Source organism: Sulfitobacter noctilucae (genome assembly GCF_000622365.1).
GTDB lineage: Bacteria > Pseudomonadota > Alphaproteobacteria > Rhodobacterales > Rhodobacteraceae > Sulfitobacter > Sulfitobacter noctilucae.
Genome location: NZ_JASC01000014.1, coordinates 884,633 through 901,105, shown reverse-complemented (window position 1 = coordinate 901,105; position 16,473 = coordinate 884,633). Strand labels below are relative to the sequence as shown.

The following is a 16,473-nucleotide window of genomic DNA, read 5'->3' as shown; positions in this document are numbered from 1 at the left end:
GGCGCAGCAAAGCGCAAGAGTTGCCCGTTCCCGACACTGCAACGTCGCAGTCAGACCATGATCCGCGACGGACGCCGGCCCGTCAGCCCTCCATCATCTTATCGACCGCCTCGACCACATCTTTGTCCGCAGCGGATCGCAGTTGCTCCCGATCCGGTGCAAATTCAAGAGCGACCAATGCCCGGTGCAGACTTGTGATGGCAAATTTTTTCGCCTGTCGGGAAAGTTCCTCGTCCGGATGACGCCGCAGACCGCTGAGCGTGTCCTGCAGCCGGACTTGCACCTCGACCACGGTTTCCCCGTCCCGTGCCAATGCGGCAAACCCGTCATCCAACAGATCCGAGGCGCTTAACGGCGTGACATAGAGCCTATCGAGAACCTCATCCCGGTCGGTCGCGGTTTCGTCCTTGTAGTCAGACAGAATACGACCGACGCGCGTGATGACGTCAATCGCCGTACCGGGATCATTTATGCCGGGTGACAGGGCTTTGGAGGCAACCTCCCCCATCACGATCAAACCAAAGCGCGGATCTTGGTCAAACGTACGCACATCGCCAATGACGACATTGGCAGAAATTGCATCATCGATCTCATCATATTCCTGCCCATCCGGATTGGCGTCACCATGCGGCACGACCATCGCAAGCGGCTCATTGAGAAAGATAAAATTGCCAATGGTTTCACACATATAGACATCCACACCCTGCGCCCGCGCTTCGGAATTCAGCGTTTCAGGGTAGATCTTCTGGATATATCCGCTTTCCTTCGCCAGTACTTTGCGAGCGTTTTTCGGGAAACCGTCGATCAGGGGGTTGGCCCCCAGACACGGGTTCTGCAACCTTTCCTGAAAGTTTTCCGATGTGACCTGCTCAATCTGCCGGGTGGTGTTGATGAGGCTGCCGAAACCCTGCAAATGGAATACCCAGCGTATCAGATAGATCACGATGACAGCGAGAACGAGGACCGTGGTGATGAACAGAACAAAGGATCGTTCGTCCGTATAGACACCCAGTTCGCGCAGAATGATCGCGATCAAAGCATAAACATAGGCACCGATGAAAACCGCAATGGTGTTTTGCGTCGTCTTGTCCTGAATGATCAGGCGATGCACCCGTGGTGTCCATTGTTGCGAGGACGCGCGGAACACAGAGACCATCACGGTGATCGAGAAAATAGTCGCGGCAAGCATGGCATTGGCAATGATCTGCAGCAGCCTGTCGGCCCCATCCCCCGTCAGCGTGCGTGCCAGTTCGTCCGGCACAAGCGGTTCCAATACCTGTGTCAGCCCGAGGGCTGCGACGCTCAGAAAACCCATGATTAAAACGCGCACCCAGAGCTTGCGCGAGTACTCACCCAGCCTGCGCAAAACGGTTTGCGGCATCAGATGCGCGGGCCATACATCCTCGAACCGTTCACCAAAGCGGCTAAGATAGGAGTGATCGGACTGCTTGTCGCCCAACTTGTCCTTCAGCGCCGATGCGCGTTTTTTCATATTACTCATGATGTGCATCTAGCGCGTTGCCATACTTCCGCCAAGGGCGCCTGCACGGTATCTGACACAGACCACCCCGACGCGGACAGACCGGCGTTTGTCGCAATCCCGCTTGCCCCGCCGCAGACAGAGCGCCAATGTCACGAAAACCCACTTAGTTGACCGGAGCCTCTTCATGCAAACATCTACCCGCGTCTGCGTCATCGGTGGCGGCGTTGTCGGGGCCTCCGTGCTCTATCACCTGACCAAACTGGGCTGGTCCGATGTCATGCTCGTTGAGCGGTCGGAACTGACATCAGGGTCGACATGGCATGCGGCGGGCGGCTTTCACACGCTGAACGGCGACACAAATATGGCCGCCCTTCAGGGCTACACCATTCGGTTGTATAAGGAATTGGAAGAAATCACCGGCATGTCCTGCGGTCTGCACCATGTCGGAGGTGTGACGCTGGCCGATAACCAGGATCGGTTCGACATGCTGCTTGCAGAACGGGCCAAGCACCGCTTTATGGGCCTTGATACCGAAATCGTCGGGCCGGAAGAAATCAGCAAGATTGCCCCCGTCACCAACATCGACGGCATCATTGGGGGACTTTACGATCCGCTCGACGGGCATCTCGACCCTTCGGGGACCACTCACGCCTATGCCCGCGCCGCCAAGATGGGCGGCGCCACGATCGAGACGCATTGCATGGTGCGCGAGACCACCCAACGCCCTGACGGCGCATGGGATGTGGTAACGAACAAGGGCACGATCCACGCCGAACATCTGGTGAATGCCGGCGGGCTCTGGGCGCGTGAAGTGGGCGCAATGGCGGGTGTCTATTTCCCGCTGCACCCGATGGAACACCAGTATATCGTGACCGAAGATGTCCCTATGATCGTCGAGATGATGGCGGACGGGCACGAGCACCCTCACGTGATGGACCCTGCAGGAGAAAGCTATTTGCGGCAGGAAGGTCGCGGGCTATGCATCGGATTTTACGAACAAAAGTGCCGTCCCTGGGCGGTGGGTGGCACCTCTTGGGATTTTGGCCAGGACCTGTTGCAGGATGACTTCGACAAGATCGAAGACAGTATCAACTTTGCCTACCGCCGTTTCCCCGATCTGGAACGCGCGGGCGTCAAGAATGTGATCCACGGGCCGTTTACCTTTGCCCCTGACGGCAATCCGCTGGTGGGGCCGGTGCCCGGCCTGCGCAACTATTGGTCTGCTTGCGGTGTGATGGCGGGCTTCAGCCAAGGCGGCGGTGTGGGGCTGACGCTGGCGCAATGGATGATCCAAGGAGAGCCGGAGCGTGACGTGATGGCGATGGATGTGGCGCGTTTTGGCGATTGGATCACGCCAGGCTACACGTTGCCCAAGGTCATCGAAAACTATCAAAAACGCTTTTCAGTATCTTACCCGAACGAAGAGCTACCTGCTGCGCGGCCCCATCGCACCACACCGATGTATGATATTTTCAGCCAGATGGGGGCGGTCTGGGGCCAGCAGTTCGGGCTTGAGGTGCCAAATTACTTCGCACAGGGCGACGAGCCTGCGTTCGAGACGCCCTCCTTCCGCCGGTCCGATGCCTTTGCCGCCACGGGCCGCGAAGTGCTTGCCGTCCGCAATGGGGTTGGCATCAACGAGGTCCAGAACTTTGGTAAATACCTCGTCAAAGGCCCCAACGCCCGCGACTGGCTGGACCGGATGATGGCGGGCCGTGTGCCGCAAAATGGGCGCGTATCCCTGACGCCCATGCTTTCGGAGAAAGGCAAGCTGATGGGTGACTTCACGATCTCTTGTCTCTCGGATGAGCTGTTTCAACTGACCGCCTCTTACGGGTCACAGGTCTATCATTACCGATGGTTTATCAGGCACTTGCAGGGCGGTGTTAAAGTTGAGAACATCTCGGACCGGCGCACTGGTTTCCAGATTGCAGGACCAAAAGCGCGGGACGTATTGCAGGCCTGCACCCTCGATACAGTATCCGACATGAAATTCCTCGACGTGCGCCGCGTCACCGTTGGTCAGGTCGCCTGCATCGTGCAGCGTCTCAGCTATACCGGCGATCTGGGGTTCGAGATTTACTGCGATCCGATGGACCAGCGCAGCCTGTGGCAGGTACTTTGGGCGGCTGGCAAGCCGCATGACTTGACGCCTTTCGGAATGCGGGCCATGATGTCGCTTCGGCTGGACAAGTTCTTCGGCTCCTGGATGGCTGAATTCTCGCCCGATTACACAGCTGCCGAAACCGGGCTGGACCGTTTCATCAGTTTCAAGAAGAACAGTGATTTCATTGGTCGCGCTGTGGCGGAAGCTGAGCGGAGCACGCCGCCTGCCCGCCAGTTGGTCGCCTTCGAAGTGGCGGCGGAAGATGCGGATGTGCAGGGCTATGAACCGATTTGGCTGGATGGCGCTGTCGTTGGCTTCTGCACCTCGGGCGGCTATTCGCACTTTGCAGAAAAGTCGGTTGCGATGGGGTTTGTGCCGCGCGAAAGGGCCTCCGACGGCTTGGCGGTCGAGATCGAAATCCTCGGGCAGATGCGCCCTGCCCGTTTGATCACCACACCTTTGTTCGATGCGGATGGTGCACGGATGCGCGGGTAGCAGAGCTGTCCTTTCCCGGCGCAGAGGCTAGACTGATGCCATGACAAAGCGCTGTCTACCGATCATCATCCTCGCCGCGGGCACCTCCTCGCGCATGCGAGGCAGGGACAAACTGCTCGAGGACGTGGATGGCGTGCCATTGTTGAGGTCACAGGTGTGCAAGGCGTTAAAAGCAAACCTGGGTCCCGTGTTGGTCGCCCTACCGCCTGCGCCACATGCACGATATGCTGCTTTGGCCGGTCTGGAGGTTGCTCTGGTCCCTGTCGCCGACGCGCAGGAAGGTATGAATGCCAGTTTGCGGGCCGCCTTTGCCGCCGTGCCGATCGGTGCGGCACAAGCCATGCTTTTGCTCGCTGATCTACCGGATATCACCACAGATGATCTGCACCGCGTGGCGAATGCAGTCGCAGAGTACCCGAAAAGCCTTGTCTGGCGCGGGGTGACTGCAGATGGGGCACCGGGGCATCCCATCGTTTTCGACGCGACATTATTTAATGCTTTTCAGCAGCTTACAGGCGACGAAGGGGGTCAATCGGTGATCCAGACCGCGAATGGCCGTATCACGCTCGTGCCTTTACACGGTGACCGTGCGCGGCGTGATCTGGACACGCCAGAAGACTGGGCCGCATGGCGTGCCACGCGCGAAGGCTAAACTGTCGTCACCCGGCCCCGGATCTTACTGCCCCGCCTCTAACATCAGTAGATGCGCCTCATGTGCTTTCAACAAACGCCGTGCAGCCTCGAAGTTGTTCAGCCCCTGCACGTCCACCAGCTCAGGAAACAGATCAAGGATTTCTTGTCGCTGGTCGTTCTGAATACCCGCCATCGCATGTTCACCGGGCAAAAAGCTCTCGGCCCATGTGCCATCGGCCAAAATCACCTCATGGCGGTCGAACATCATGTGAATATAGCTGACCTTGCTGACCGGCGCGGCATCCACACCGTCAAGGCCCGTCAGATGCTTTGCGGCGACCAGCACTTCACTTTCGCCGAACATCATCTCGGCCAGTTCCGAGGTGATCAGCATCCGGTGGTTTGGGCTGACCATCATATCGCGCACAGGCATCCCCCTGCCTAATGCGCCCGCGCGGATCAGGATCGGGCAATACTGCGGCATTTGGGTCAGATCCTGACGCTGCAGATTGCGTCGCCCGATCCAGCGCAGCGGCTGCGGACCGTTGTCGCGGGTGAACACCATGTCACCGGCTTTCAGCTGCTGCACCGGCTTTTCGCCCCGCTTGGTGGCAATCCGGGTGCCCGGCGTAAAGCAGATGACGACCTCTTCAATCTCGGCGTAGTTGGTGCGACCAATGACATTTCCATTGCTGTCCAGAAATTCGATCCGTCCCTCTTCGGGCTCGCCTTGAATCAGGCGGTAGCTATTGCGATCGATCCCGGTCAGATCGATGCGGTCCACGTCCAGACCGTCTGCATCTTCGCCTCCCAGGATCTGATGGTTGCCTCCTGCGGCAAACAGGAACAGGTCGCTGTCGGCACCACCGAGCGCCTGGTCATTGCCGGGGCCGGAGGTGATCGTATCCTCTCCTGCGCCGCCCGAAACGGTGTCGTCACCTTCTCCGCCCTCGAGGCTGTCCGCACCTGCGCCGCCGTCAAGCGCGTCCTGACCACTGCCGCCAAGCAGGGTATCGGCCCCTTCGCCGCCGTCTAGCTCATCGTTGCCCGCTTCGCCCTCAAGACTGTCGTCCCCGCCCTGGCCCAGCAGTACGTCCTGCCCATCGCCGCCGAGCAGAGTGTCATTTCCCGCCTCGATGGGCGTGACAACACCGTCTTCGATCAGGTCGCCGGACAGGGTAAAGCCAGAGCGCGAGGAGCGCGTTTCCAATGTGAATTCAATGAATTCGCGGTTTTCGAATTCGGCCGAGAACCAGGCATCCTGATCGGTGGGGTTGTTCGCTTCGGTGCCGGCGGCATTGATCGTGCCGCCCGATGTTGTCACAGCCAGCGAGGTATCCGCCGACGTGCCAAACGCCGTAAAGCTGCCTGCATCAATCGTGACTGATTCCTGATCGCCGGGGCTGTTCCGGTCCAGATCATTGAATGTGCCTGTAGAATTCAGTGCTACAGCCTCGCCCGTAGCAGGGTCGAAAAACTCCAACCGGAAGGTTGCGGTTTCGCCTGCGAATTGGCTTTGACTTGCGGTGTTCAGCAGAATTTCAAAGCCTGTACCGCCGGTCAGATCAATCCGCATGTCATCGTTGGTGGTGCTGACCAACACCAGCCGTCCGTCAATTTGTGTGCCGTCTTCAAGCTGCGCTACGTTGCGATAGATCACACTGTCGCCCGCGTCCGCGGTGGTCCCAGTATTGGCCGCACGATCGGCATAGTTCAGAGTGATCGGTGTGGCATCCTGGCCCGCCGCAGTGCCAACACCTGCGTCGCCGAAAAGCGTATCATTGCCTGCGCCGCCGTTGATCAGATCATCAGCACCTTCGCCAGAGACAAGATCCTGTCCCGCCCCTGCGGCGATCTGATCGTTCTCTGCTGTGCCCTGCAGCGTGTCGTTGTTCGATGTACCGTTGATAATGGCCATTGCATCAGCCCCCCTGATTGCGGTCATTCCAATTAAACCTCTCTGGCAGGAGAGGGCCTTAACACTCACTTAAGCTATATGAAGCAAGGCTAAAGGGGGAAAGTTGCTGGCTTCGCAGCATACGGGCCAAAGGCGAAACAACCGCCTGTTCCTCGTGGATATTGTTTCTGCTAGGGGGACAATCCGAAAAACGCCGCACAAAAGAGAAGCGGGGCAGTTTCCTGCCCCGCTCCGTGTCGTTTGCTGCAGACGATGATACGTCCCCGCGCAAAACAGCTGCATATATCTGGCGCGCGGGATCGTCCCGCGCGCTGTTGTTCAGTGAACGCCCCCGCTGCTGATTACTTGGTAATCAGCTTTGCTTCGTGCTTTTTCAGCGAGCGGCGCGCAGAGGCGTAACCGTCAATACCGTCCTGCGTGGCCAATTCCGGGAAGAGTTCCAGAATTTCCTGGCGCTGGGCGTTGCCGATCCCGGCCAGTGACATGTCACCAGGCTGGAAGCTCTCGGTCCAAGTGCCGTCTGACAGGATAACCTCGTGCTGGTCGAACATGATGTGGATGTAGGTCGTGTGCGACACATCCACGATGTCCACGCCTTCCAGACCGGTCAGATGCTTGGCCGCGACCAGAACCTCACGCTCTTCAAAGTAGAGCGCGGTTTTGTCGTTGGCTACCAGAACGCGGTGGTTGGGCGAGACCATCATGTCACGCTCGGGCAGATCGTTGCCCAAAGCACCTTCACGGATCAGGACCGGCTTGAGATGGGCCGCTTTTTCCAGCTCTGCGCCGGACATATCGCGGGCACCGACCCAACGGATCTCCTGAATGCCGTTGTCACGGGTGATGACACGGTCACCGACCTGAAGCTCCTCAACCAGACGCTCGCCTTTCGGCGTGGCAATCTTGGTGCCGGGGGTGAAACAGGGGATGATGTTCTCGATCTCTTCGAACACCAGCTGGCCCGCATTTTCGCCATCGGCATCGAGGTAGTTCACAACACCATCTTCACGGTCATCCGACGTATAGGTGATCGAGAAGCTGCCACCTTCGGGCGTAGAGCCGCGCAGGTCCAGCGTGTCAAAGTCGATGGGACCGGAGCCGCCGTCGATATCGTCTCCGGCGCCAACGTCCTCAAAGACGTCCTGGCCACCGCCACCTGTCATCGTATCGGCACCCTCGCCGCCACGCATGGTGTCGTCGCCCAAGGCACCCTGGAGGTTGTCGTCGCCGTCACCCCCTTCAAGCAGGTCGTTTTCGCCGCCGCCGTCCAGCACATCGTCGCCGTTACCGCCGATGATGGTGTCCTCGTTACGGTTGCCGCGCAGCGTATCGTTGCCGGTGCCCCCTTCAAGGTAGTCGTCGCCGGTGCCACCGTCGATGCTGTCGTTGCCCTGACCACCCATCAACGAGTCATCACCAGAGCCGCCACGGATCAGGTCATCATCGATCTGGCCATCGATGGTGTCATTGCCCGACCCGCCTTCAAGCGTGTCATCATCATCAGCACCAAAGATAAGATCGTTGCCCGCACCACCCTGAACGAAGTCACGGCCATTGTCGGGGTTGCGATCCGGTGAGAAGCCGCCGGTGTCTTCATCGGTGATATCCAGCAGATCGCCAACGCCATCTGGGTCATTCCCGGCATAGATGGTGTCATCGCCGCCGCCGCCCAGAATGGTGTCATCGCCCTCGCCACCGACGATGCGGTCGGCACCATCGTTGCCCTGAATGTCATCGTCATCGATGCCACCGTCGATCACATCGTCGCCGTCGCCGCCGGTGATGGTATCGTTGTCGTCCCCCGTGCGGATGGTGTCATTCCCGACACCACCATCGACTGAGTCGCGGTCGTTTTCGGGATCAACATCGCCGTCAAATCCAAGCGAGTCGCCATCTGCGAAGGGATAGCCATCGTCAGGTGCAAGATCGGGACCGGAGGTGTCGATGAAATCATCGCCCGTGCCGCCGTCAACGGTGTCGCTTCCGTCTTCGCCAAAAATGCTGTCGTTGCCTTCGCCACCAGTGACGCTGTCGTCGCCCTCACCAGCCTGTACGGTGTCATCGCCATCACCGGCACGCACGATATCATCGTTCGGCTCCTGTCCGGGGATCAGCGCATCTTCATTGTCGATGAAGTCGCCATCCGGGTCGCCAGCATACTCGGTGTCGATCAGATCATCGCCATCGGTGCCGTCGACGATCCCGTCGCGCATGCCGTCCTGGACCGTAATTGTGTGCACGGCGCTGTCGGTCAGACCATCAGGATCGGCGATTGTGTAGCTGATTGTTGCTTCGCCGGTAAACCCATCAACAGGCGTAAAGGTCACCGTGCCGTCGCCATTGTCGTCCAACGTGCCCTGCTCTGCCGGAACAGTTGCTTCGGTCACAGTCAGTTCGGCGCGCGTGTTGTCGACGTCGGTGTCATTCGCCAGCAGATCAACTGTGACAGGTGTGTTATAGGGCGTCGCATCCGCATCATCGACCGCATCAGGTGCATCGTTGACGGGGGTTACGGTGACCGCAACAGATCCTTCGTCAGTATTACCCTCGGGATCAGATACCACATAGGTGATCGTCGCCGGACCGTTGTAGTCGTCGGCCGGGGTGAAGGTCACCGTGTTGTCCGGGTTCACCACAACAGTGCCCTGCTCTTCAGGAACATCGGCTGAAGTGACTGTCAGATCTTCCGCCGGGGTGTCCGGATCGGTGTCGTTTTCCAGCACGTCGATGGTGATCGCCGTATCCTCAGGTGTCTCGGCTGTGTCGTCCACGGCAACCGGGCTGGGGTCTACTGGATCGACCACTGCGATGGTGTGCACGGCGCTGTCGGTCGCACCTTGCGGGTCGGCGATTGTGTAGGAAATGGTCGCAACGCCTGTGAAATCGGCGGCTGGTGTAAAGGTCACGGTGCCGTCACCGTTGTTGACCAGCGAACCCTCAGCTGCTGGTACGGTGGCCTCTGTCACTGTCAGGTCGGCAGTCGGGGTTTCAGCGTCTGTGTCGTTGGCGAGCAGATCAACCGTGATCGGTGTCCCGGCGTCGGTCTCGTCGCTGTCGTCAACCGCATCTGGCGGCGTGTTAACCACACCGGCTTCGTTCACCTGCACGGTGATTTCGCCGATATCTGAATTGCCATTAGGATCGCGCAGGACATACGTAAATGTCGCCTCGCCCGTGAAGCCATCCTCAGGTGTGAAGGTAACAGTACCGTCACCATTGTCCTCGACCGTGCCATTCGGGCTGACGAAATCGCCGATGGTCAGCGTTTCAATCGGATCGTTAGGGTCTGTATCGTTGCCACGCAGGTCGATGGTAACGGCGGTGGATTCGTCGGTTTCACCGGAATCATCTACGGCTGTCGGGCTTTCGTCTACGGGAAGTTCGTCATCGAAAACCAGATTGTCGATCGCACCGGAACCGGGCAATACAACTTCCATCCGCGAAGTGCCGGGCACGAACAGCTGGACTGTGGTCTCGCCACCGTCACCGGTTGGCGGCACGAACTGGTTGGAGATGACGCTGCCATCCTCACCGTAAAAGATCATCCGCACACCATCGCCGGAGGTTTCTTCGATGTCTTTGAATGTCAGGGATTTGATCTGCACAACATCATCGAAATCAAAGAAGATGCTGCCGCCGCCGTCAAAATCGTCAGGATCATCGCTATCGCCATCACCGGAGATGATCAACAAACCGTCAAGCGTGTCGGACGCGAGATCAGTGTCGTCGCCGGTCGGATTGTTGCTGTCAAAGGTCATCGCCTGGTCAACAGGCGCGCCATTGCTGACAGCGGAAACGGTTACGCCGTCTGATTCCAAATATTCGTCATCAATGACGGTACCGGCGGGAAATGCGTTAAAATCAAGTGTGCGGATCATTATGAAGTCTCCTGAGCTGTGTTACGCGCGGCGCGCAACGCGGCCGTTTGAAGTGTTGGTGCAAAAGTGGTGTTGAAACGAGCGAACGACATCGACCGGTAACGGATCGGCTGGGTCGGTGGTGGCATCAGCGCACGGGTCATATTGTTCTCTCCATCTTAACTCTTGCCCCTCAGGCAAACCTGCAGATCGGGGCGGCGCACACTTACACATACAAATGGGGAGAGCTGCAGAACTGCAGCAAGCGCGTGGTCCATCGGACCTCGGACTTTCGTATATACGGTCGCAAACTGTGCGGCGTACACACGTCCCCCGCATCTCGAGCGATGCGAAAAAGTGCGGCCGCCCCCTGACCTACAAACAATGCCCCCCAGTTGGGCAAGACCATAGATACCCATCCGGATCGTTCGAACAAAGGGAAAAATGTTTGAAAAGTGTCCCTGATCGGGCGCGACCAGGCCGTAAAAAACGCCGTTAACCTTGTTTGTGAAGAGCGGAAGTTAAACGATTGTTTCCATAAGCAATTCGCTCAAATCCGGTTTGAACCATAAAAATAGGTATGTTTTCTACTGCACAGCTTGGCTCTGCGCCGCAAGCCTACCGTTGATTACATGCAAATTTGGAAACAATACCCCCCGGTCACCATCTCGAGTGCCCGTGCCCACTTCCCGCCTTGGTTGCGTCTGTCTTGTCTCTGAGTTGGAACCAATACCGAAAAATTGCCAGTACTGGTGCCGGCAGGCAGAACGACTTGCCACATTTATGCCGAATCAAAACTAAATGGGCGATAGCTGGTGAGGCGACGTATGCGCCGTCCGGGAAGCAGTGCATTCACGGGCCCGATCCGGTGTCCAATCTGGCGCACAAACGTTCACCACACTTCAAATCAGACTGCGGACGATTCAGAAAACCGTTGGTACCCAAGGCCGGACTCGAACCGGCACGCCTCGCGGCGGGGGATTTTGAATCCCCTGCGTCTACCATTCCGCCACTTGGGCACGCCGCGGGGTCTAGCCTGCATTTTTCGGCGCATCAAGGGTAATTTATGATGCCGTGCTTTGCCCGCACTTGACCTGTGGCAGCCAACGTGGTGTTCCCTGCGCAATTGTACCGATTTTCCATAGATCAGAAGTATCAAGCCATGCTGCAACGCCTTTATGACTGGACCCTCGCATTGGCGGAGCACCCACGCGCCCTGTGGGCATTGGCGTTCATCGCCTTTATCGAAAGCTCGGTCTTTCCGATTCCGCCAGACATCATCATGATTCCGATGATCATCGCCCGGCCCAATCGCGCATTTGTGATCGCGGGGGTGGCTTTGGTCGCTTCGGTCCTCGGGGGGCTCTTGGGCTATGCCATCGGCGCTTTCGCATACGAAAGCATTGGCGCACCCATCCTTGCCAGCCTTGGCAAGGAAGAAGCGATGGCGGCCTTTGCCGATCGCTTCAACGGCGTCGGCTTCTGGGCCGTGCTGGTCGCAGGGGTCACCCCCTTCCCCTACAAGGTGATCACCATCATGTCAGGCTGGACAGCCATGCCGATGAGCACCTTCATTGTGACGTCAATCCTCGCGCGGGGCTTGCGGTTCTTCCTCGTCGCCTTGCTTTTGTGGAAATTCGGCGCGCCCATCCGGGATTTCATTGAAAAGCGTCTGGGCTTGATGTTCACCTTGCTTGTGGCTCTTTTGATCGGCGGCTTTGCGGTGCTTAAGCTCCTATGACACAAAAACATCTTATCCTTTTGGGGACCATCGGGTCCTTTGCGGTATTGGCGGGGGCTTTTGGCTTTCAACATCTGGGCGGGCTGGCGCCCTGCAAACTGTGCCTGTGGCAACGCTGGCCCCATGCGGCGGCGGTGATCATCGGTGCTGTTGTGCTGGCAGGCGGACCAAGAGCTCTGGCCTGGCTGGGCGCAGTGGCGGCGGCGGCTACGGGCGCCATCGGCACCTATCATGCAGGTGTGGAATGGGGCTGGTGGCCCGGTCCCAGCTCGTGCAGCGGCGGAGGTGCGGATCTATCGGCGATGGACGGTGGCGCGCTTCTGTCGCTCGATACGCCCACAGGTGTTGTCATGTGCGACGAGGTGGTTTGGCAGATGTTGGGTCTGTCGATGGCAGGCTGGAACGCGGTGATTTCTTTCGGCCTAGCCGCAATCTGGATCATCGCAGCACGCCGCACCTGAAAGTGTTGGCCTAGCCGGATTTTCGGGTTTTCAGCAGCAGGTTCGTTTCACTCGCCACGATACCATCCAGGCGCCTGATCTGCGTCAGCACCGCATCGAATTGTTCAAGCGTTTCGGTCCCGATCTCGATGATCACATCCCAGCGGCCATTGGTCGAATGCACCGCACGCACCTCGGCAAAGTTGCCCAGCTGACGGGTGATCCGCTCGGTCCCGCGACCCTCGATCCCGATCATCATCAGACCGCGCACCGGATCTTGCATCACGTCGGCCCGGGTGCGCACCGTAAAGCCCACGATCTCGCCGGAGTCCTGTAGTTTGGCGATCCGCGCCCGCAGGGTCGTGCGCGAGACGTTTAACATGGCCGCCAGATCAGACAGCGGTGCGCGGGCATCCCGTTGCAGGGCGGCAATGATACGGCTGTCCATTTTGTCCATTTGTACGTCCATTATGATCAGTAGAGGCTCGATACGGTCAAATTTGTGGATTGTCGATGAACATTTGCGCCGCCTATATCCTTCGCAACCCGCAATGAAAGGTCTCTGCCATGTCTTCATCTCTCTCTGACAAACCAAAATGCATCCTTGTCGGCGTCCCGCTGGACTGTGGTAAAACCCGCAAAGGCTGTTTGATGGGGCCTGACGCTTACCGCACCGCAGGGCTGGCCAATGCGCTGGGCAGTCTGGGTCACAGCGTCGAGGACCGGGGCAACGTTGCCCCTGCCCCGTTTACGCCGCGCGATCACCCCAAGCTGGTGGCGCTGGAGGAAAACATCGCCTGGACCGAGAGCCTTGCCGACGCGTCGCAAGCCGCTTTGAACGATGGTCTGCCAATTTTCATGGGCGGCGATCATGCGCTGTCGCTTGGCACGGTCTTGGGTGCAATGCGTCATGCGGAAACCCAAAACCGCCCGCTGTTTGTGCTGTGGCTGGACGCCCATACGGATTTTCATACGCCGCACACCACCGACAGCGGCAATCTGCATGGCACGCCGCTGGGCTATGTCACCGGGCGCGACGGGTTTGACGGCTTCCCGGCGATTGCCGATCCGTTACCCCATGCACAAGTCGCCATCATCGGGTTGCGCTCTGTCGATGCAGCGGAGCGTGATGCGCTACAACAAAGCGATGTGACTTATGTCGATATGCGCGAGATTGACGAGACCGGGATCGCACGGCCCCTGACGGCTTTCCTTGACCGGGTGGCAGCCGCCAACGGATTGCTGCACGTCTCGCTGGATGTCGATTTCCTCGACCCGTCCGTGGCCCCCGCCGTGGGCACCACCGTTCCCGGTGGCGCGACCGTTCGTGAAGGCCATCTCGTTATGGAAATGCTGCACGACAGCGGGCTGATGACCTCCCTCGATCTGGTCGAGCTGAACCCCTTTCTCGATGAACGCGGCCGCACCGCATCGCTGATGGTGGACCTCACAGCCTCCGCTTTTGGCCGCCGTGTGTTCGACCGCCCGACCCGCGCTTATTAAAGGAGCTCTCCGTTGACCACCCTTACCCCCTCCGCCAAGGCGCTCGTGCCCTTCGTCTCCGTCGATCATATGATGAAGCTGATCCACCACATCGGGCTGGAACCGATGATGCAGGGCATTGCTGACTATATTGAAGCTGATTTCAAGCGCTGGGAACTGTTCGACAAAACCCCTCGCGTGGCCAGCCATTCCGATACTGGCGTGATTGAGCTGATGCCGACCTCTGATGGTGATGTCTATGGCTTTAAATATGTGAACGGCCATCCGTCAAACACCGCAGGCGGGTTGCAGACTGTGACGGCTTTCGGCCTGCTGGCGGACGTGGCCACCGGCTATCCCGTGCTGCTAAGCGAGATGACTGTGCTGACCGCCCTGCGCACAGCGGCAACATCGGCGCTCGTGGCGCGCGTGCTGGCCCCCAAGAACAGCCGCGTAATGGCAATGATCGGCAATGGTACGCAGTCAGAGTTCCAGACGCTTGCGATGAAGTGCATCGTGGGGATCGAAGAGGTACGCCTATTCGACATCGATCCGGCTGCAACCGCGAAATGCGCGGCCAATCTGGCTAAGAGCGGGTTGCGCGTGGTGACCTGCACCTCAGCAGAAGAAGCGATCGAGGGTGCGCAGATTATCACCACCTGCACGGCAGACAAGCAGTATGCGACGATCCTGACGGACAACATGGTGGGCACAGGTGTCCACATCAACGCCATCGGCGGCGATTGCCCCGGCAAGACCGAATTGGCCCCCGCCATCCTGAACCGAGCAGAGATCTTTGTGGAATACCCCGAACAGACTCGGATCGAAGGCGAGATCCAGCAAATGGGCCCGGATCATCCGGTTACCGAATTTTGGGAGGTGCTGACGGGTGCGAAGACGGGCCGCAGCGCCCCGGACCAGATCACGCTGTTCGACAGTGTGGGCTTTGCGATCGAGGATTTCTCGGCACTGCGCTATGTGCGCGACCAGCTCGCGGACACACAGCTCTTTCATCCACTGGATCTATTGGCCGATCCCGATGATCCACGTGACCTCTTCGGCATGCTGGATCGCGCCAAAGGGTGATGAAAACAGCCGCCGCGGTCAGGCCCATCAAGCCTTATCGCGGCGTGTCACGTCATGACCATAAAGCCAGTCGAACGCGCCAAGCATCCGGCCCGGTGCCAGACGGCTTGCTGTGCGTAAACCAAGATGCGCGAGGCTGCGCATCGGTCCGGGGCGGAGATGATAGCGTGCTGCATTGCCGGCAGCGGCGTCGATCACCCGGCGCACCCGCTTGATCCGCTGGTTTTGATAGGCTGCTGTGGATGCCGAGAGGTCATCCGACCCCGCCTGCGTGACCGCTTGGGCCAACACCCATGCATCTTCCAGCGCCATATTGGCCCCCTGCGCCAAAAACGGCAGTGTTGGATGGGCAGCATCGCCAAGCAAAACCACGCCGTCCTGATGCCAATTGGCCGCGACCGGATGCAAATGCAGGCCCCAAAGTGTCACCTCATCCAAGGCCGCGATCATCGCGGGCACATCACCCCCGAAGCCCGCAAAGGCTTTGCGCACATTGTCCGGCTTGTCGCAGTGCTGCCAGCCTTCGGCGGCCCACGCACTGCGTTCCTCAACCGCAACCAGATTGATCAACTCGGCCCCCCGCAAGGGATAGCTGACCAAATGCCGGCCCGGCCCCATATGCACCCGCGCTTCGGCGGGATGGTCCACCACATTCGGGATCACAGCGCGCCACGCAACCTGTCCGGAGTACACGGCCTTGTCGGGTCCGTTCAACACGGGTCGTGCGACTGAGTGGATACCATCGGCGGCCACCACCAGTTCCGCGCGGCGCGTGCTGCCATCCGACATCTGGACCGCGGGCACCGGACCGGGACGGATGCTGGCCACTGCCACGCCCAATTCAAACGTCACATTGGCCCGCTTGGCCGCACCAGCCAGCGTATCGATCAAATCCGCACGATGGGTAAAGAGGTACTTTTGCGCAGGCCGCAGTCGCGCCAGATCAAGCCGCGCCACCGGACGTCCCTGCGCATAGTCGCGCAAGACCACTGCTTGCGCCTCTACAGCACCCTTGCTCCGCAATTGCGTCTCGACACCAAGCGCCTTGATCACGGCCAGCCCGTTGGGGCTGATCTGTAGTCCCGCGCCCACTTCGCGCAGCGCATTGGCTTGTTCCAACAGCGTTACTGCCACGCCACGTCGCGCCAGTGCAGCGGCGGCCGCCAGGCCACCGATACCACCGCCCACAACAATTGCGTTTGAAATGCCCATATTCCCGCCCTCGCACCAA

Annotated in this window: 11 protein-coding genes and 1 tRNA gene; 6 read left to right on the top strand and 6 right to left on the bottom strand. The window is 59.2% G+C overall.

The window, feature by feature from the left end:
* Positions 1 to 82 precede the first annotated feature (82 nt).
* A complete protein-coding gene (locus Z945_RS0114490; protein WP_241434512.1) occupies positions 83 to 1,501 on the bottom strand; it encodes a DUF2254 domain-containing protein in 1,419 nt (472 codons plus the stop codon).
* 166 nt (positions 1,502 to 1,667) lie between these two features.
* On the opposite strand from Z945_RS0114490, the gene Z945_RS0114485 reads away from it, so the two are divergent.
* Positions 1,668 to 4,085: a GcvT family protein gene (locus Z945_RS0114485; RefSeq protein WP_025052821.1), complete on the top strand. Its 2,418-nt coding sequence runs from the start codon at positions 1,668 to 1,670 to the stop codon at positions 4,083 to 4,085.
* 40 nt (positions 4,086 to 4,125) lie between these two features.
* Positions 4,126 to 4,737, top strand: a complete 612-nt coding sequence (locus Z945_RS0114480) for a nucleotidyltransferase family protein (RefSeq protein ID WP_025052820.1) — start codon at positions 4,126 to 4,128, stop codon at positions 4,735 to 4,737.
* Between the two features lie 24 nt (positions 4,738 to 4,761).
* Here Z945_RS0114480 and Z945_RS0114475 read toward each other — a convergent pair whose 3' ends face one another.
* The 3 genes from Z945_RS0114475 to Z945_RS0114460 form a co-directional block, all read right to left on the bottom strand.
* Positions 4,762 to 6,663 (bottom strand): Hint domain-containing protein, encoded by a 1,902-nt coding sequence (locus tag Z945_RS0114475; RefSeq protein ID WP_241434511.1) that lies wholly within the window; start codon positions 6,661 to 6,663, stop codon positions 4,762 to 4,764.
* 314 nt (positions 6,664 to 6,977) lie between these two features.
* Positions 6,978 to 10,514: a cadherin-like domain-containing protein gene (locus tag Z945_RS20365; RefSeq protein WP_025052817.1), complete on the bottom strand. Its 3,537-nt coding sequence runs from the start codon at positions 10,512 to 10,514 to the stop codon at positions 6,978 to 6,980.
* Positions 10,515 to 11,428: 914 nt separating this feature from the next.
* Positions 11,429 to 11,512, bottom strand: a tRNA-Leu gene (locus Z945_RS0114460).
* Positions 11,513 to 11,655: 143 nt separating this feature from the next.
* Here Z945_RS0114460 and Z945_RS0114455 point away from each other — a divergent pair.
* Both Z945_RS0114455 and Z945_RS0114450 read left to right on the top strand, forming a co-directional pair.
* Positions 11,656 to 12,234: a YqaA family protein gene (locus Z945_RS0114455; protein ID WP_025052816.1), complete on the top strand. Its 579-nt coding sequence runs from the start codon at positions 11,656 to 11,658 to the stop codon at positions 12,232 to 12,234.
* The gene (locus tag Z945_RS0114450; RefSeq protein WP_025052815.1) at positions 12,231 to 12,695 is read left to right on the top strand and encodes a disulfide bond formation protein B; all 465 of its coding nucleotides are present in this window, start codon (positions 12,231 to 12,233) and stop codon (positions 12,693 to 12,695) included. Before Z945_RS0114455 ends, Z945_RS0114450 begins: the two co-directional genes overlap by 4 nt.
* A 10-nt stretch (positions 12,696 to 12,705) precedes the next feature.
* Here the strand turns inward: Z945_RS0114450 and Z945_RS0114445 are convergent, their stop codons facing one another.
* Positions 12,706 to 13,131 (bottom strand): Lrp/AsnC family transcriptional regulator, encoded by a 426-nt coding sequence (locus Z945_RS0114445; RefSeq protein ID WP_025052814.1) that lies wholly within the window; start codon positions 13,129 to 13,131, stop codon positions 12,706 to 12,708.
* Positions 13,132 to 13,241: 110 nt separating this feature from the next.
* Between Z945_RS0114445 and rocF the strand changes: the two genes are divergently transcribed.
* Both rocF and Z945_RS0114435 read left to right on the top strand, forming a co-directional pair.
* The gene (rocF, locus tag Z945_RS0114440) at positions 13,242 to 14,177 is read left to right on the top strand and encodes an arginase (RefSeq protein WP_025052813.1); all 936 of its coding nucleotides are present in this window, start codon (positions 13,242 to 13,244) and stop codon (positions 14,175 to 14,177) included.
* A gap of 12 nt (positions 14,178 to 14,189) precedes the next feature.
* Positions 14,190 to 15,242 (top strand): ornithine cyclodeaminase, encoded by a 1,053-nt coding sequence (locus tag Z945_RS0114435; RefSeq protein ID WP_025052812.1) that lies wholly within the window; start codon positions 14,190 to 14,192, stop codon positions 15,240 to 15,242.
* Between the two features lie 27 nt (positions 15,243 to 15,269).
* On the opposite strand, the gene Z945_RS0114430 is transcribed toward Z945_RS0114435, so the two are convergent.
* Positions 15,270 to 16,454, bottom strand: a complete 1,185-nt coding sequence (locus Z945_RS0114430; RefSeq protein ID WP_025052811.1) for an FAD-dependent monooxygenase — start codon at positions 16,452 to 16,454, stop codon at positions 15,270 to 15,272.
* Between the last annotated feature and the right edge of the window lie 19 nt (positions 16,455 to 16,473).